Origin of the sequence: Micromonospora saelicesensis, from assembly GCF_900091575.1 — a bacterium.
Lineage (GTDB): Bacteria > Actinomycetota > Actinomycetes > Mycobacteriales > Micromonosporaceae > Micromonospora > Micromonospora saelicesensis.
The window spans coordinates 468,103-485,469 of the sequence record NZ_FMCR01000001.1 but is presented as its reverse complement, the minus strand read 5'-3'; the positions used below and the strand labels follow the sequence as shown (position 1 = coordinate 485,469).

The 17,367-nt window shown below is 71.9% G+C and carries 16 protein-coding genes; 10 read left to right on the top strand and 6 right to left on the bottom strand.

What is annotated here, in order from left to right; genetic code table 11:
• From GA0070561_RS02280 to GA0070561_RS02265, 4 genes are all read right to left on the bottom strand, one after another.
• Complete coding sequence (locus tag GA0070561_RS02280; protein WP_091394209.1) at positions 1-516, bottom strand: GNAT family N-acetyltransferase; 516 nt, start codon at positions 514-516, stop codon at positions 1-3.
• Positions 513-1,442, bottom strand: a complete 930-nt coding sequence (locus GA0070561_RS02275; RefSeq protein ID WP_091397182.1) for a ribonuclease Z — start codon at positions 1,440-1,442, stop codon at positions 513-515. The genes GA0070561_RS02280 and GA0070561_RS02275 overlap by 4 nt, the downstream gene beginning before the upstream one ends.
• Positions 1,443-1,808: 366 nt before the next feature.
• Entirely contained in the window at positions 1,809-2,471 is a 663-nt protein-coding gene (gene msrA / locus GA0070561_RS02270) for a peptide-methionine (S)-S-oxide reductase MsrA (RefSeq protein WP_091394206.1), read from the bottom strand.
• Positions 2,472-2,526: 55 nt separating this feature from the next.
• Positions 2,527-2,967 (bottom strand): HIT family protein, encoded by a 441-nt coding sequence (locus GA0070561_RS02265; protein WP_091394203.1) that lies wholly within the window; start codon positions 2,965-2,967, stop codon positions 2,527-2,529.
• Positions 2,968-3,108: 141 nt separating this feature from the next.
• Between GA0070561_RS02265 and GA0070561_RS02260 the strand changes: the two genes are divergently transcribed.
• The 4 genes from GA0070561_RS02260 (at position 3,109) to ilvA (ending at position 8,120) form a co-directional block, all read left to right on the top strand.
• On the top strand, positions 3,109-4,155 hold the full coding sequence (locus GA0070561_RS02260; RefSeq protein WP_091394201.1) for a hypothetical protein: 1,047 nt from the start codon (positions 3,109-3,111) through the stop codon (positions 4,153-4,155).
• Between the two features lie 101 nt (positions 4,156-4,256).
• Positions 4,257-5,399 (top strand): cystathionine gamma-synthase, encoded by a 1,143-nt coding sequence (locus GA0070561_RS02255; RefSeq protein WP_091394199.1) that lies wholly within the window; start codon positions 4,257-4,259, stop codon positions 5,397-5,399.
• A 13-nt stretch (positions 5,400-5,412) separates the two neighbouring features.
• The gene (locus GA0070561_RS02250; protein WP_091394196.1) at positions 5,413-6,822 is read left to right on the top strand and encodes an amidase; all 1,410 of its coding nucleotides are present in this window, start codon (positions 5,413-5,415) and stop codon (positions 6,820-6,822) included.
• Positions 6,823-6,899: 77 nt separating this feature from the next.
• Positions 6,900-8,120: a threonine ammonia-lyase gene (gene ilvA, locus GA0070561_RS02245; protein ID WP_091397178.1), complete on the top strand. Its 1,221-nt coding sequence runs from the start codon at positions 6,900-6,902 to the stop codon at positions 8,118-8,120.
• Between the two features lie 96 nt (positions 8,121-8,216).
• On the opposite strand, the gene greA is transcribed toward ilvA, so the two are convergent.
• A complete protein-coding gene (gene greA / locus GA0070561_RS02240; protein ID WP_091394193.1) occupies positions 8,217-8,714 on the bottom strand; it encodes a transcription elongation factor GreA in 498 nt (165 codons plus the stop codon).
• A 156-nt stretch (positions 8,715-8,870) separates the two neighbouring features.
• Positions 8,871-9,311 (bottom strand): DUF4307 domain-containing protein, encoded by a 441-nt coding sequence (locus tag GA0070561_RS02235; protein ID WP_091394190.1) that lies wholly within the window; start codon positions 9,309-9,311, stop codon positions 8,871-8,873.
• Between the two features lie 203 nt (positions 9,312-9,514).
• On the opposite strand from GA0070561_RS02235, the gene mca reads away from it, so the two are divergent.
• The 6 genes from mca (at position 9,515) to purE (ending at position 17,359) form a co-directional block, all read left to right on the top strand.
• Positions 9,515-10,396 (top strand): mycothiol conjugate amidase Mca, encoded by an 882-nt coding sequence (gene mca, locus GA0070561_RS02230; RefSeq protein ID WP_091394187.1) that lies wholly within the window; start codon positions 9,515-9,517, stop codon positions 10,394-10,396.
• A 48-nt stretch (positions 10,397-10,444) separates the two neighbouring features.
• On the top strand, positions 10,445-10,738 hold the full coding sequence (locus tag GA0070561_RS02225) for a hypothetical protein (protein WP_091394183.1): 294 nt from the start codon (positions 10,445-10,447) through the stop codon (positions 10,736-10,738).
• 179 nt (positions 10,739-10,917) lie between these two features.
• Complete coding sequence (locus GA0070561_RS02220) at positions 10,918-13,449, top strand: putative bifunctional diguanylate cyclase/phosphodiesterase (RefSeq protein WP_091394180.1); 2,532 nt, start codon at positions 10,918-10,920, stop codon at positions 13,447-13,449.
• A gap of 52 nt (positions 13,450-13,501) precedes the next feature.
• The gene (locus GA0070561_RS02215; RefSeq protein ID WP_091394176.1) at positions 13,502-15,538 is read left to right on the top strand and encodes a thioredoxin domain-containing protein; all 2,037 of its coding nucleotides are present in this window, start codon (positions 13,502-13,504) and stop codon (positions 15,536-15,538) included.
• Positions 15,539-15,659: 121 nt separating this feature from the next.
• On the top strand, positions 15,660-16,835 hold the full coding sequence (locus tag GA0070561_RS02210) for a 5-(carboxyamino)imidazole ribonucleotide synthase (RefSeq protein ID WP_091394173.1): 1,176 nt from the start codon (positions 15,660-15,662) through the stop codon (positions 16,833-16,835).
• 32 nt (positions 16,836-16,867) lie between these two features.
• Complete coding sequence (gene purE / locus GA0070561_RS02205; protein WP_091394170.1) at positions 16,868-17,359, top strand: 5-(carboxyamino)imidazole ribonucleotide mutase; 492 nt, start codon at positions 16,868-16,870, stop codon at positions 17,357-17,359.
• Positions 17,360-17,367 lie beyond the last annotated feature (8 nt).

The window sequence follows — 17,367 nt, the reverse complement described above, 5'->3', positions numbered from 1 at the left end:
TCAGGCATCCAGCAGCCGGGTGTAGCGGAGTTGGGGCGTGAGGGCGGTACCGATGTGCTCCTCACGCTCCGCTCCGGTCGGGGTCCAGCCGCCGCGTTCGTAGAACGAGCGGGCGTGGGCGTTGTCCCGCAGCACCCAGAGCGCGGCACGCCGCCAGCCCTGCGCCCGCATGGCCTCCAGGGCGTCCACCATCAGGGTGCGGCCGACGCCGCGGCCCTGCTCGGCAGGGTCGAGGTGGATCGCGTTGAGCAGCCCGGTGGCGGGGTCGTCCTCGTCGTCCGGGCCCAGGTGGCTGAACCCGACCAGCGCACCGGCCCGCTCGGCCACTGTCATCCGGTGGGTGTCCCGCTCCCAGATCCACCGTTCGACCCAGTACCGCCCCATCGCCTCCGGTGTCGGGTCGGCCAGTGCCTCGGCCGGCAGGAAGGCGGAGTAGGCGGCGACCCGGGAGCGCTGGTGCAGGGCACCCACCGCCATCAGGTCGCCTTCGGTCGCGGGGCGGAGCGTGACGGTCACCCGGCCGAGGCTACCCGGCGCGGCGGGAGCTGCACCGTGGTCAGATCCTCGGCGATGATCAGATCGCCGTCGAAGTGCGCGCGCGCCTCGTCGTGGAACCGGCGCGGGTCCGGGTAGCGCTGGGAGAAGTGGGTGAGCACGAGTCGGCGTACGCCGGACTCGGTCGCCACCCGGGCTGCCTGCGCCGCGGTCAGGTGGCCGACCTCGGCGGCGAGCGCGGCCTCCGACTCCAGGAACGTCGACTCGATGACCAGCAGGTCGGCGTGCTCGGCGAGGGCGTACACCCCGTCGCAGAGGCCGGTGTCCATCACGAACGCGAACCGCTGCCCCGGCCGGGGCACGCTCACCTCGGCCCGGGTGACGCGGCGTCCGTCGAGGTCCAGGTGCCCGACGCGGATCAGCTCGCCGACGGCCGGCCCGGCGATGCCGTACGCGGCCAGCTTCTCCGGCAGCATCCGGTGCCCGTCCGGCTCGACCAGCCGGTAGCCGTACGTCTCGATGGGGTGTCGGAGCCGGCGTGCCTCCAGCGTGCCGCAGCGCAGGGCGATGCGCTGCCCGTCCGCCTCGATGGGCTCGACCCGCAGCTCGGCGGTCTCGTAGAAGGAGGTGGCGTACCGCAGCCGGGCGAAGTATTCGGCGCCGCCGGAGGGAAAGTGCACGGCAACCGGGTGCGCCACCCGGTCCAGGGAGAGTCGCTGGATGGTGCCGGGCAGGCCCAGGCAGTGGTCGCCGTGGAAGTGGGTGACGCAGATCCGGGTCAGGTCGGTGGCGGTGACGGTGGTGTGCAGGAGTTGACGCTGGCTGCCCTCACCCGGGTCGAAGAGGATCACCTCGTCGTCCCAGCGCAACACGTACCCGTTGTGGTTGCGCTGACGGGTCGGCGCCTGGCTGGCCGTCCCCAGCACCACCAGCTCGCGCATGGACATCGCCACTCCCGCGGATATGGAGCGACCCCCGGGGCGCTCCGCGCATGTACGCGGGCCGGCTGGACTTGGCCGGCACCCCGGGGGTCGGGTGGCTGTCGTGGATTCGCCGCACCGCTGCCACACGGTCTCGACGATGGTGCTTTTTGCCCGCCTCGCGGCAGGCCGATCACTGTCGAGGACAGCGGCTAGCTGACAGCCACCTCACGAGTCCGATTGCTATACAAGTCTGGACCACCTCCTTTCACGTGTACGGCCACGTTATCGAGTTCTCGTCGGGCTCGGCAACGGATTTCGATCACAGGGCCGAACGGGAATGCCCGGCCACCTCATCGGCGGCCGGGCATCACACTGTGCGGGTGGCGATGGTCAGCCGCCGACGCGGGCGACTCCGACCGGGCAGCTCAGGCCGTTCGGGCCGTGGTTGCAGTACCCGTTCGGGTTCTTGGTCGGCGCCAGGTACTGCTGGTGGTAGTCCTCGGCGAAGTAGTAGCTGCCGAGGGGAGCGATCTCGGTGGTGATCTCACCCTTGCCGGCCCGCGTCACGATCGGCTGGAACGCGTCCCGGGACGACTCCGCGATGGTCCGCTGCTCGTCGGTGGTCGTGTAGATCGCCGAGCGGTACTGGGTGCCCACGTCGTTGCCCTGGCGCATGCCCTGGGTCGGGTCGTGGTTCTCCCAGAAGACCTTCAGCAGATCCTCATAGTTGATCTTGCTGGGGTCGTACACCACCTGGACGACCTCGGCGTGCCCGGTCCGGCCGGAACACGTCTCCTCGTACGTCGGGTTCTTGGTGATGCCACCCGCGTAGCCGGCGGAGGTGGTGTAGACGCCGGGCAGCGTCCAAAACAGCCGCTCGGCGCCCCAGAAACAGCCCATGCCGAAGACCGCGACCTGGAGGCCCTCAGGGAACGGGCCCTTCAACGGGGTGCCCAGCACCTCGTGGCGGTCGGCGACCGGCATGGCGATCTGACGGCCCGGCAGGGCCTGGTCGGGCGAGACCATATCGGCGTTCATACGGCGCAAAAACACGTGGGATCTCCTCTCGTACCACTCCCAGCGTGTAACACCGGAGGGTCTGGCTTCCTTACCCGCGTGAGGCTGAGTCAGGCACACCGGGGAGCGCCGTCGCGATCCGGTCCGCGTACGTCTGGGCCTCGGTGTCGTCGTCGTAGCGGGTCCGCGGCCAGAAGAAGCCCCGCAACCCGTCGCCCTTCGTGCGTGGGACCACGTGGGTGTGCAGGTGGGGTACCGATTGGGACACCTTGTTGTTCATCGCCACGAACGTCCCACCGGCGCCGAGAGCGGTCTCCACCGCCACCGCCAGCCGCTGGACCATGGCGAAGTAGTCGGGCAGCAGGTCGGCCGGCAACTCCGCCAGGGTCACCAGGTGCACCCGGGGGACCACCAGGACATGCCCCTTGAACACCGGCCGGGTGTCCAGGAACGCCACCCCGTCCGGGGTGTCGGCCACCCGGAACGCCGGCACCTCGCCCGTCACGATCCCGCAGAACACGCAACCGCTCATCGGGCCAGGCTATGTCGGCGGCCTCGCGGGTCACGGTGCCCCCCACGCGTCAACCGACTGTGGTACTCATCTACGTGAATGGATGAGTGCGGGGCGATCCCGGCCATCGGCGTGCGCGTCGATGCTCCGAAAGGACCAAGCTTGCAGATCAGAAGAGGCCTCACCCTGGCGCTGGCGGCACTCACCGCCGGGCTGCTCACCGGCGCGACCCCGGGCCACGCCCAGGCGGCCGCCGCGCCGACCGCCACCCCACTGCCGCTGAGCACGGTGGCCGACGTGGTGTCGGCCGGTGACCGGGTCTTCGTCAGCGGTGGCAGCTCCGCCACCGATGTCGTGGTGACCACCGCGACAGGCACTGTGGTCGGCACGCTGTCGGGTCTGCCCGGCCCCACCGACCTGCTGCTCAGCGCCGACCGGCGGACCCTCTACGTGGCGCTGCCCACCGCCAACGCCATCGCCGCCTTCGACACCGGCTCGCTGCTCGAGTCCGCCCGGTACGACACCGGAGCGGGCGAGTGCCCGTCGTCGCTGGCGTTGACCGGCCGGTACCTGTGGTTCGGCTACGGCTGTGACCAGTGGGGCGGCAACATCGGCCGGATCGACCTGGGACGCCAGCCGGCCCGCCTCAGCACCGGCGTGGTCAGCGAGGACTTCTACTACGCTCCGCTGCTGGCCGCCGCCGCTCAGAACCGGGCGGTGCTGCTCGCCGGTCAGCCGGGGTTGAGCCCGGCGTCGGTGTACGCCTACGGGATCGGTGCCGCAGGAGCGCTGACCATGCTGCGGACCAACCAGTTCTCGGCCGTCGGCAGCAACCTGCGCGACATCGCCCTCGACCCGACCGGCACCACCCTCTACACGGCTGCCGGCTCCCCACCGCTGGTGCAGGCGTTCCCATTCGCCGACATCTCCACCCCCAGCGCGGCGTACGCCACCGGTCCCTACCCGCGGGCGGTCGAGCTGTCGCGTCTCGGCACCCGGATCGCCGCCGGCGCCGACGCCGCCTACGACCCGGACGTCTTCGTGTTCGCGGCGGACGGCACCGAACAGGCCCGCTACGAGTTGGGCGATGAGCTCAGTGCCGGAGGGCTGGCCTGGGCGCCGAACGAAGCCCGGGTCTACGCGGTCACCTCGGACTGGACCGGAGCCCGTCCGGCGACCCTGCACGTCCTGCACGTCCCGGCCGCCTGACCGGGCCTGCGGAGCGCGAGGGTCGGGCCGGTCGGTCCGACCCTCGCCCGGGAGCGCGGGTTCCGTTCCAGCCCTCGGGACGGGGCACTAGCCTCACCAGAATGAGTCACGGCTTCGAGACGCTCGCCATCCACGCCGGTCAGGACCCCGAGGCCCGCACCGGCGCGGTGATCCCACCGATCTACCAGACCAGCACGTACGCCCAGGACGCCGTCGGCGCACCTCGCCTCGGCTACGAGTACAGCCGCTCCGGCAACCCGACGCGTGACGCGCTCCAGGAGTGCCTGGCGGCGCTGGAGGGCGGGCCGGTGGGGCTCGCCTTCGCCAGCGGCCTCGCGGCGGAGGACACCCTGCTGCGGGCCGTGTGCCAGCCCGGCGACCACGTGGTGATCCCGGACGACGCGTACGGCGGCACGTACCGGCTCTTCGCCCGGGTCGCCCAGCGCTGGGGCCTGGAGTTCAGCCCGGCCAAGGTCTCCGACCCGGACGCGGTCCGTGCGGCCGTGCAGCCAGGCCGCACGAAGATCGTCTGGGTGGAGACGCCGACCAACCCGCTGCTCGGCATCGCCGACATCGCCGCCCTGGCCGCCGTGGCACACGACGCGGGCGCCCTGCTGGTGGTGGACAACACCTTCGCCTCGCCGTACCTCCAGCAGCCGATCGCCTTCGGCGCGGACGTGGTGGTGCACTCCACCACCAAGTACGTCGGCGGGCACTCCGACGTGGTCGGTGGCGCGCTCGTCGTCGCCGACGCCGGGCTCGGCGAGGAGTTGCGCTACCACCAGAACGCGATGGGCGCGATCAACGGCCCGTTCGACGCCTGGCTCACCCTGCGGGGCATCAAGACCCTCGGGGTACGCATGGACCGGCACTGCGACAACGCCGAGCGGCTCGCCGCGTACCTCGACGGTCACGCCAAGGTCGCCCAGGTGCTCTATCCGGGGCTGCCCTCGCACCCCGGTCACGAGGTGGCCGCCAAGCAGATGCGCCGATTCGGCGGCATGATCTCGTTCCGCGCCGCCGGTGGTGAGGACCACGCAGTGGACATCTGCAACCGGGCCAAGCTCTTCGTGCTCGCCGAGTCGCTGGGTGGTGTGGAATCCCTGATCGAGCACCCGGGTCGGATGACACACGCAAGTGCTGCCGGCTCGCCGCTTGAAGTTCCCGGCGATCTCGTGCGACTGTCTGTCGGCATCGAGACGGTCGACGACCTACTCGCCGATCTGGAGCAGGCGCTGGGCTGACCGCTGGGGGAGGATGGCCGTGCAGGACATCATGGCGACCTGGGTCGGAGCGACCGCAAAGCAGATCGCCCGGGGCGTACGCCGAGGTGACGTCTCGGCGACCCAGGTCGTCGCCGACCACCTCGAGTACATCTCCCGAGCCGACCGTGAGCTGGCCGCGTTCCGCGCCGTTCGCGGCGGTGAGGCGATCACCGAGGCGGAGAAGGTCGACGAGCAGGAGGACCTGGCCAACCTGCCGCTGGCCGGGGTTCCGGTGGCGGTCAAGGAGAACACCCCGGTCGCCGGCCTGCCCACCTGGAACGGGTCGGCCGCCGCCCGCACCGACGTGGCGGAGGCCGACCACGAGGTGGTGCGTCGGCTGCGCGGCGCCGGCGCGGTGATCCTCGGCGTGACCCGGATGCCGGAGCTGGGGCTGTGGGCGCTGACCGACGACGAAAGCGCAGTGACCCGTAACCCGTGGGACAGCACGCGTACCCCCGGTGGGTCCTCGGGTGGTGCCGCCGCCGCGGTCGCCGCCGGGCTGGTGCCGATCGCGCACGCCAACGACGGTCTCGGCTCGATCCGGATTCCCGCGGCCTGCTGTGGACTCGTCGGGCTCAAGCCCGGTCGGGGCGTGGTCCCCTGCCAGCTCGGGGCGGACGACTGGTTCGGCCTCACCGAGCACGGGATGCTGACCAGCACCGTCGCCGACGCTGCGGTCGGCTTCTCGGTGCTCGCCGGCCGGCGTCCCGAGAAGCTGGTTCCCCCGCAGCGGCTGCGGGTGGGTGTCTCGCTGCGGTCCCCGGTGCGCGGTGTCGCACCGGACGCGCCCAACCGGGACGCTGTCGCCGCCGCCGGTCGGCTCCTCGCCGCCGCCGGGCACGACACCGTGCCGGCCGATCCGGTCTACCCGACCGCGCTCGGCCTGCAGGGCATCGCCACCTGGTTCGCCGCAGCCGCAACCGACGTCCGGGCCTCCGGTCTGGACCGGCGTGGCCTGCAACGGCGTACCCGGCGGCACGTCGCCCTGGGCGAGTGGGCGCAGCGTCGCGGCTACGTGCGGGAGGCGGACCGGGCCGCCTGGCGGCAACGATCGGTCGACTTCTTCACCGACCACTCGGTCGACCTGCTGCTCACCCCTGCGCTGGCCAGCGCGCCACCGGAGGCGGCCCGCTGGTCGGAGCGGTCCTGGCGGGCGAACATGACAGCCAACATCCGGTACGCCCCGTACGCCGCACCCTGGAACATCGCCGGCCTCCCGGCGGTCGTCGTGCCGGTCGGCCGCCGCCCGGACGGCCTGCCGGTCGCCGTGCAGCTGGTCGGTCCACCCGGCTCGGAGCTGCTGCTGCTCGGTGTGGCCGGTCAGTTCGAGATGGCCGCCCCGTGGACGCGCCACGCCCCCGGCTACCCCCGGGTCGGCACGGAGTCGCCGGCCACCGCCTGACCGTCGACGGTGTGCGCGCCGTCGGGGACTCCGGTGTCGCCGCCGAGGGCTCCGGAGTCGGGTGGCACGATCGGGGCATGACGGAACTGGTCGGTCTCGACGACGTGCGGGCCGCACGGGAGTTGCTCGCTGGCGTCACCCGCACCACCCCGCTGGAGCCCTCCCGGCCGCTCAGCGCGGCGCTGGGCGGGCCGACGTGGCTCAAGTGTGAGAACGTGCAGCGCGCCGGCTCGTACAAGGTGCGGGGCGCGTACGTGCGGATCTCCCGGTTGTCGGCGGCGGAGCGGGAGCGCGGCGTGGTCGCGGCGAGCGCGGGCAACCACGCGCAGGGAGTGGCTCTCGCCGCCGGCCTGGTCGGCACGCACGCCACCGTCTTCATGCCGGTCAACGCGCCGCTGCCGAAGGTGGCCGCCACCAAGGGGTACGGCGCGCAGGTCGAGTTGGCCGGTAACACCGTCGACGAGTCGCTGGTCGCCGCGCACACGTACGCCGAGCGCACCGGCGCGGTGCTGATCCACCCGTTCGACCACCCCGATGTGATCGCCGGGCAGGGCACTGTGGCGCTGGAGATCCTCGAACAGTGCCCGGAGGTGAAAACGATCATCACCGGGGTGGGTGGCGGCGGTCTGATCTCGGGCATGGCGGTGGCCGCGAAGGCGTTGCGCCCGGACGTCCGGATCATCGGCGTGCAGGCGGCCGGGGCGGCGGCGTTCCCGCCCTCACTGGTGGCCGGGGAACCGGTCCGGCTGCCCGTCTTCTCCACCATCGCCGACGGCATCGCGGTCGGCCGGCCGGGCGAGATCACCTTCAACCACGTGCGCAAGCTGGTCGACGAGATCGTCACCGTCTCCGAGGAGGACATCTCCCGGGCCCTGCTGATGCTGCTGGAGCGGGGCAAGCAGGTGGTCGAGCCGGCCGGGGCGGTCGGTGTGGCCGCGCTGCTGGCCGGCGTGGTCGAGGTGGAGACGCCGGTGGTCGCGGTGCTCTCCGGCGGCAACATCGACCCGTTGCTCATGCTGCGGGTGATCGAGCACGGGTTGGCCGCGGCGGGTCGCTACCTGCGGGTGACCGTCCGCTGTTCGGACCGGCCGGGGCAGCTCGCGTCACTGCTCAGCCAGATTGCCGAGCACCGGGCCAACGTGGTGGACGTGGAGCACCAGCGGGCCAACCCGCACCTCAGCCTCGGCGAGGTGGAGGTGGCGCTGTCGGTGGAGACCCGGGGCGTCGAGCACTCGGACACCCTGATCAGCGCCCTACGGGCCAGCGGCTACCAGGTGGTCTTCGCGGCCGAGGCGTGACACCGGTGGGTGCCACGCCTCGGATGCGCGGTGTTTCGACAGCGGGTGCCGGGCTCGGTCGAGCCGGCCGGCAGCGGGTGACGCGACCGGCGACGGTCAGCCGGAGAACGGCTCGAAGCTGACCACTGTCACCTTGATGTCGGCGCCGCTGGGCGCCGTGTAGGTGCAGGTCTGCCCGGCCCGACCGCCCAGGATCGCCTTGCCCAGCGCGGACTCAGGGCTGTAGACGGTCAGGTCGGTCGTGGCCGCGATCTCCCGGGAACCGAGCAGGAAGGTCTCGGTGTCGTTGGTGTCGTCGTCGAAGTAGATCGTCACCACCATGCCCGGCGACACCGCGTCGGCGGTCGGGGCCTCGCCGACCTTCGCGGTGCGCAGCAGCTCCTGCAGGTAGCGGATGCGACCCTCGGCCTTGCCCTGCTCCTCGCGGGCGGCGTGGTAGCCGCCGTTCTCCCGCAGGTCGCCCTCCTCGCGCCGAGCGTTGATCTCAGCTGCGATCGCCGGACGGTTGGCGATGTGCTCGTCGAGCTCGGCCTGGAGGCGGTCGTACGCGTCCTGCGACAGCCAGGTGGCGGGCGCCTCGTTGCCAGTGGACACAGGCGTTCTCCTCAGTTGTGCGTGGCTGGCTGACAGGTGAACTACCAAGTTACCAGTGCAGTACGACACAGCGTGTCGGCCATCACCGCCGGTGTCCGGATCCGACACCGCCGGTAGGCGCCCCGTCAGCCCCGCCCTTGGTGCTGTTCGGGCAGCTCAGGACGGTGGTCGGCAGCGCAGGACCTCGCCGATGAAGGGCCGCGCGGTGGTGGCCAGGCGGTGCTGGGTCGTGACGTGCCGATCCCCGGGATCGGCGGTCACGGTGACCTGTTCGCGGCCGACCTCGGCGCCGGCACGGTCGCGGGCGCGCAGCACGCAGACCGCTGATCCACCGGGCGGGACGGTCACCCGAAAGTCGACAAGCACCTGCTTGTCCGTGATGTCGGTGTAGGTGATCACCTGGGCGTCGTAGGCCGGGTCGCCGTACTGGCGGTAGAGCCGGACCGAGATCACGGTCAGCGTCGCCACGAGCGCCAACAGCGCCAGCGCGGCCAGCAGCGTACGGCGGCGCTTTCCGCCCGGTGCCCGACGGCGGCCGTAGCGCCCGGCCGGGAATACCGGCGCGCCTGGTGAAATTGTGGCGTGCGTCTCGGTCACCGGCGGGTATCTCCTGGCGTTGTTGTCGGCGGCATCGGCAAGAATGACAGAGCACCATCCTCCCACCCGGTCCAGCGGCAGGAATGGCAGGTCATGCCCGGCGCTGGTGGCCGGTGACAGGGTGCGGTGAGGAAAGATCCCGGCAGGTCAGCCGGTCGAGCCCGGTCGGGTCCACCGTCCGGCACAGACGAGGAGCGCCGAAGTTGGCAGAGCAACTGCGTCTCATGGCCGTGCACGCGCACCCGGACGACGAGTCGAGCAAGGGCGCGGCGACGACGGCGAAATATGTCGCTCAGGGGGTGGACGTCCTGGTCGTGACGTGCACCGGTGGCGAGCGCGGGAGCGTGCTCAACCCCAAGCTCGACCGACCTGACGTGTGGGCCAACATCGGCGAGATCCGGCGTGCCGAGATGGACGCCGCGCGGGCGATCCTCGGCGTCGACCAGGCCTGGCTGGGCTTCGTCGACTCGGGTCTGCCCGAGGGTGATCCGCTGCCGCCGCTGCCCGAGGGCTGTTTCGCCCTCCAGGACGTCGAGGTCGCCGCAGGCCCGCTGGTGCGACTGATGCGCGAGTTCCGTCCGCACGTGGTGACCACGTACGACGAGGAGGGTGGCTACCCGCACCCGGACCACATCATGTGCCACAAGGTGAGCGTGGCCGCGTTCGAGGCCGCCGGTGACCCGGAGCGCTACCCCGAGCTGGGCGCGCCCTGGCAGCCGCTGAAGCTCTACTACGACATCGGCTTCTCCAAGGGCAAGATCATGGCCTTGCACGAGGGCATGCTGGCCGCTGGTCTGGAGTCGCCCTACGAGGAGTGGCTCAAGCGGTGGGAGGATCGCCCCGACAAGGGCCCGCGGATCACCACCCGGGTCGAGTGCGCCGAATACTTCCCGGTCCGCGATGACGCGCTGCGCGCCCACGCCACCCAGGTCGACCCGGACGGCTTCTGGTTCCACGTGCCGATGGAGCTCCAGCAGCGCGCCTGGCCGACCGAGGATTACGAGCTGGCCCGCTCGATGGTCGACAGCCCGCTGCCCGAGTCCGATCTCTTCGCCGGGGTTCGGGAGACGGCGCACGCGCGCTGATTCCCGGCGGGGCTACCCTGGTTACCAACCGCACATCGGAGGAACGCCATGCTGACCGCTGCCCAGGTGCTCGCGGAGAACAACTTCGGGGACACCCGCACGGGTGGTCTGGCCGGGCCGATGGGCCTCTTCCTCATCCTGCTGCTGGCCACCGCGACCATCCTGCTGATCCGCAACATGAACGCTCGGCTGCGCCGTCTGCCGGACCGTTTCCCCCAGCAGTCCGGGCCGACCGACCCGACCAGGGCCGATGCGGCAGTCGTCGATCCGACAGACGGGACCGGGGGGCGTGATTCATCCACGCCCGCTCCCAACGGGCACCAGCAGCACCTGAACGGGTAGTCCGCGCGTGAATCACGCTGAACCGGGTGGTCGCCCCCTGTTGCGGCCACCCGGTTTGGCTTAGCCTTCCGCCGGGGGGACCAAAAGTCTCCGAGCCGTGTGCGGGAGGGGGCGCCGATGACCAGCACAGCACCGGCCGCCCACCGCGACGTCGGTCGGTCGGCTGACGGGGGAGGTCGATGACCTCCGGTCCGGCCGACGACCCGTTCGATCGGCTCGGTGTGCGTGGCACACCGGGCCGGCTGCTCGTGCTCACCGCCGCCGTCACGCTGACCGCCCTGGCGGCCGCCGCGGTCGGGTTGACCCTTCCGGTCCGGCTGCCGGCTGACGACCCCCTCGGCGGTCCGGCCCGCTTCGGCATCGCCGTCGCCGTCCTGGCCCTCGCCCAGCTCGCCCGGCTGCGATTCCGCTCGGCCGCGGGCATGGTCAGCATCACCTGGGGCGAGGCGGCCCTGATCGTCTGCCTCTATCTGACTCCAGCCGGCTGGCTCCCGTCCGCCACGCTGCTCGGCACCGGGTTGGCCTGGACGTTGCTGTCACTGCACAACGATCGCCGTCCGGCCCTGGAGATCGTCCGGATCGCCGCGTCGCTGGCCGCCGCGTCGGCACTGGCCGTCTCCGTGACCACCGCGCTCGGGCGGCCGCTGCTCTCGCCACCCACCCCGATGCTGGCGCTGGCCGTGATCGCCGGTTCGGTGACGTACCTGCTGGTGACCGCCTGGCTCGGCGGCGTGACGCTGGGCCTGCGGCACGGGCTGCCGATCGGGCCGCCGCTGCTCGCCGCGCTGCGCGGCAAGCTGCTGATGTTCGTCGGCAACGTGGCGGTCGGCCTCGTCGTGGTCGCCCTGCTGGAACTCGACCCGCGCTGGTTGCTGTTGCTGCCGCCGCTGCTGTGGCTGTTGCAGCAGACCTACCGTTACCGGCTGCGCTCCGATCAGGAGCGCCGCACCTGGCGTGCCTTCGCCGAGGCCACCGCGGCCCTCAACCAGCTCGACGAGCGGGGCGTGGCCAGCGCGGCGGTCACCGGGGCGCTGACGCTGTTCAACGCCGAGCTGGTGGACGTCGACGTGGCCCGCGCCGACGGCCGGTGGCACCGCTACCGGGGCGACGCCAGCGGTCAGCTGGTCGACCGGGAGACCGCCGCACCGGACCAGCCGGAGCTGGACGAGCACGAGCTGAGCCGGGCGCTGTCGGTCGGCGCCACGCCGGTCGGTCGGCTGCGGGTGCGGTTCCCCCGCTCGGCCCCGCCCACGGCCCGGGAACGTGACGCGGTGGCCGCGTTCGGCGACGCCCTCGCCGCCGCGCTGCACGACGCCGCGACCCACCGCGAGCTGCGGCTGGTGACCGCCCGTTCGTCGTACGAGGCGGTGCACGACCCGCTCACCGGGCTCGCCAACCGGGCGGCGATGCTCAGCAAGGGCGACCAGTCGCTGCGACAGCTCAGCCACGACCATCCGGTGGCGCTGCTGCTGCTGGACATCAACCAGTTCAAGGAAGTCAACGACACCCTGGGCCACGCGGCGGGTGACCAGCTACTGCGACTGACCGCGAACCGACTCAGCGCGCTGGTCCGCGCCGGTGACCTGCTCGGTCGACTCGGTGGCGACGAGTTCGCCCTGCTGCTCACGGCGGTGCCGGTGCTCGGCGACCGGACCGCTCCGATGGCCCACGCGTTGCGTCAGGCCCGCGAGATCGCCGAACGGCTGGCCGCACCGACCGAGGTGGCCGGCGTACGGATGTCCATCGAGGTCTCGGTCGGGGTGGTGGTGGCCGCCGCGGGCACCGCGGACCTGACCGAGCTGCTGCGTCGGGCCGACATCGCGATGTATCAGGCCAAGGAGGGCGGTGGCAACGTCGCCGCGTACGACGGCGCGCGCGACGCGGCCAGCACCGACCAGCTCGCCCTGCTGGCCGAGCTGCGTGAGGCGTTGAAGGTCGACGATCAGCTGGTGCTGGCGTTGCAGCCGGCGGTCGACCTGGCCACCGGTGCGCCCACCGGGGTGGAGGCGCTGATCCGTTGGCAGCACCCCCGGCGTGGGTGGCTGAACCCGGTCGACTTCATCCGGCCGGTGGAAAACAGCGAGCAGCTCGGCACCTTCACCCGCTACGTGCTGAACAAGGCGCTCAGCGTGGCCGCCGGTTGGGCCCGGGAGGGGTTGGACGTCCCGATTTCGGTCAACCTCTCGGCGCGCAGCCTGCTCGACCCCCGGTTGCCCGCGGAGATCGCCGAGGCGTTGCGCCGCCACCAGGTGCCGCCGCACCGGCTCGTTCTGGAGATCACCGAGACGGTGGTGATGAGCGAGCTGGAGGTCATCGACGAGGTGCTGGCGACGCTCCGGTCGATGGGCGTGCAACTCGCTGTCGACGACTTCGGCACCGGCTTCTCGTCGCTGACCTTCCTCACCCGGATCGCTGTGGACGAGTTGAAGGTGGACCGTTCCTTCGTCATCCGGATGGCCGACTCGCCGGAGGCCGCCGCGATCGTCCGGACGACCGTCGGCCTCGCTCACGAGTTGGGGCTGCGGGTGGTCGCCGAAGGGGTGGAGACCGCCGAGCAGCGGATGGCCCTGGCCGAGCTTGGTTGCACCTCCGCGCAGGGCTACCACTTCTTCAAGCCGATGCCGGCAGACAAGATCGGCGCGGTGCTGGGGTCGCTGCGCGACTCGGCGGAGTCGAACGTGTTCCGGCTCCGCGCCGACGGCGCGTCCTGACCGTCCGGGTGGAGCCCGCGCGGTCCGCGCCGGGGCTGGTTATGGTCGTCAGGTGAACCGACTTGCCGACGCCACCAGTCCGTACCTGCTCCAGCACAAGGACAACCCGGTCGACTGGTGGCCGTGGTCGGACGAGGCGTTCGCCGAGGCGAAGCGGCGGGACGTACCCGTGCTCATCTCGGTGGGCTACGCGGCCTGCCACTGGTGCCATGTCATGGCGCACGAGTCGTTCGAGAACGAGCAGGTCGGCGCCCTGATGAACGACGACTTCGTGTCGATCAAGGTAGATCGTGAGGAGCGCCCGGACGTGGACGCGGTCTACATGACCGCCACCCAGGCGATGACCGGCCAGGGCGGTTGGCCGATGACCGTCTTCGCCACCCCGGACGGCACCCCGTTCTTCTGCGGCACCTACTTCCCGCGACCCAACTTCGTCCAGTTGCTCCAGTCGGTCGCCACCGCCTGGCGGGAGCAGCGCGAGGCGGTGCTGGGCCAGGGCGCCGCCGTGGTCGAGGCGATCGGCGGCGCGCAGGCCGTGGGCGGCCCCACCGCCCCGCTGGACGCCCCGCTGCTCGACGCGGCGGCCGCAAAGCTGGCCAGCGAGTACGACGCCACGAACGGCGGATTCGGCGGCGCCCCGAAGTTTCCGCCGCACATGAACCTGCTCTTCCTGCTGCGCCACCACCAGCGCACCGGCGACCCGGGCAGCCTGGAGATCACCCGGCACACGGCCGAGGCGATGGCCCGGGGCGGCATCTACGACCAGCTCGCGGGCGGCTTCGCCCGGTACTCGGTGGACGCGCACTGGACGGTGCCGCACTTCGAGAAGATGCTCTACGACAACGCGCTGCTGCTGCGGGTATACACCCAGCTGTGGCGACTCACCGGCGACCCGCTGGCCCGCCGGGTGGCCCGCGACACCGCCCGGTTCCTCGCCGACGAGCTGCATCGGCCTGGGCAGGGGTTCGCGTCCGCACTGGACGCCGACACCGAGGGCGTCGAGGGGCTCACCTACGCCTGGACGCCCGCCCAACTCGTGGAGGCGTTGGGCGAGGAGGACGGCCGGTTCGCCGCCGACCTGTTCACCGTCACGGACGAGGGCACCTTTGAGCACGGCATGAGCGTGCTCAAGCTCGCCCGGGACGTGGACGATGCCGCGCCCGAGGTGCGTGCCCGCTGGCAGCAGGTGGTCGGGCGGCTGCTCGCCGCCCGGGACACCCGCCCTCAGCCGGCCCTCGACGACAAGGTGGTGGCCGCCTGGAACGGTCTGGCGATCACCGCCATCGCCGAGTTCCAGCAGGTCGCTGCCGTGTACGCGTCACCGCAGGACGAGGACGCCAACCTGATGGACGGCGTCACCATCGTCGCCGACGGGGCGATGCGCCAGGCCGCCGAGCACCTGGCCACCGTGCACCTGGTGGACGGCCGGCTGCGCCGGGTCTCCCGGGACGGCAAGGTCGGCGAGCCGGCCGGTGTCCTGGAGGATTACGGCTGTGTCGCAGAGGCCTTCTGCGCGCTGCACCAGCTCACCGGCGAGGGCCGCTGGCTGACCCTGGCCGGCGAGTTGCTGGACACGGCCCTGGCGCACTTCGCCGCGCCCGGTGGCGCCTTCTACGACACCGCCGACGACGCGGAGCGGCTCGTCGCCCGCCCCGCGGACCCGACCGACAACGCCACCCCGTCCGGCCGGTCGGCGTTGATCGCCGGGCTGGTGGCGTACTCGGCGCTGACCGGGGAGACGCGCTACCGGGAGGCCGCCGAGGCGGCCCTCGGCACTGTCGCGCCGATCGTCGGCAAGCACCCCCGGTTCACCGGGTACGCGGCCATGGTCGGCGAGGCGTTGCTCTCCGGGCCGTACGAGATCGCCGTGGTCACCGACGATCCGGCCGGCGACCCCCTGGTGGCCGCCGCCCGCCGGCACGCACCGCCCGGAGCTGTGGTCGTCGCAGGGCGTCCGGACCAGCCGGGTGTGCCGCTGCTCGCCGACCGTCCGCTGGTCGAGGGGCAGTCCGCCGCGTACGTCTGCCGGGGTTTCGTCTGCCAGCGGCCGGTCACCACGGTCGAGGACCTGGTCGCCGAGCTGAGCTGAGCACACGGCCACGCCCAGTAGTCGCCTGCGTCGCCCGCCGGGTGGCCCCGCCAGCGCTTCCGAGGCGGGGCGCCGGCCCTCCCGGCGGGCCCGTCGGCGACCCGGATAGGCTGGCCGCGCTATGGATTCCCGTACCGGTCTGCCAGTTGTCGGCATGGTGGGTGGCGGCCAGTTGGCCCGGATGACCCACCAGGCCGCGATCGCCCTCGGCCAGTCACTGCGTGTGCTCGCGACCGCCCCCGACGACGGCGCGGCGCTGGTCGCCGCCGACGTCCAGTACGGCGACCACACCGACCTGGCCGCGCTGCGCACCTTCGCCAAGGGCTGTGACGTCGTCACCTTCGACCACGAGCACGTGCCCTCCGAGCACATCCGCACGCTGGCGGCCGAAGGGGTGCCCCTCTACCCGCCGGCTGACGCGCTGCTGCACGCCCAGGACAAGCAGGTCATGCGGGAACGCCTGACCGAGCTGGGTGCTCCCAATCCGGCCTGGCGGCCGGTCGGGGAGCCCGCCGACCTCGTCGGCTTCGGCGAGCAGGTCGGCTGGCCGGTGGTGCTCAAGGCGGCCCGGGGTGGGTACGACGGCCGGGGCGTCTGGATGGTCGACGACGCCGCCCAGGCCACCGAGCTGGCGACCACGCTGCTCGCCGGCGGCACCCGGCTGATCGTCGAGGAGCGGGTGCCGCTGCGGCGGGAGTTGGCCGTGCAGGTGGCCCGTTCGCCGTTCGGTCAGGTGGCCGCGTACCCGGTGGTCGAGACAGTGCAGCGCGACGGCATCAACGTGGAGGTGCTGGCCCCGGCGCCCGGCCTGGACGAGGAGTTGGCGGTCGCCGCTCAGCAGCTCGCCATCGACCTGGCCACAGCGCTCGGTGTGATCGGCCTGCTGGCCGTGGAGTTGTTCGAGGTGCGCGACGACGCCGGCCGGCCCGCGATCGTGGTCAACGAGCTGGCGATGCGTCCGCACAACTCCGGGCACTGGACCATCGAGGGCGCCCGGACCTCACAGTTCGAGCAGCACCTGCGGGCCGTGCTGGACTACCCGATGGGTGACACCGCGCTGACCGCCCCGGTGGTGGTGTCGGCGAACGTGCTCGGCGGTGAGCCGGGCGGGATGTCGATCGACGAGCGGTTGCACCACCTCTTCGCCGCCGAGCCGGGTGCCAAGGTGCACCTGTACGGCAAGCAGGTGCGACCTGGCCGCAAGATCGGGCACGTCACGGTGCTCGGTGACGACCTGGACGACCTGCGGGCGCGGGCCGCGCGGGCCGCACGCTGGCTGCGCGAGGGCCACGAGTGAGTCACGGTTTCGGGAACGAGGAGAGGGCCGCAGTGAGCACGGTTGGCTTGATCATGGGCAGCGACTCGGACTGGCCGACCATGCGGGCCGCCGCCGAGGTGTTGGACGACTTCGGCGTGGCGTACGAGGTCCGGGTGATCTCGGCGCACCGGACTCCGGTCGCGATGATCGAGTACGGGCGCGACGCCGCCGACCGGGGCCTCAAGGTGATCATCGCGGGGGCCGGGGGTGCCGCCGCACTGCCGGGCATGGTCGCCTCGGTGACGCCGCTGCCGGTGATCGGTGTGCCGGTGCCGCTGAAGCACCTCGACGGCATGGACTCGCTGCTGTCCATCGTGCAGATGCCGGCCGGGATCCCGGTCGCCACCGTGTCGATCGGCAACGCCCGCAACGCCGGCCTGCTCGCCGTACGGATCCTCGGTGCCGCCGACGAGGGCCTGCGCGCCAAGATGACGACCTACCAGCAGGACCTGGAGAAGCTGGTGGCAACCAAGGAAGCCGCCCTCCAAGCCACCCTGCACTAACCCGGTCC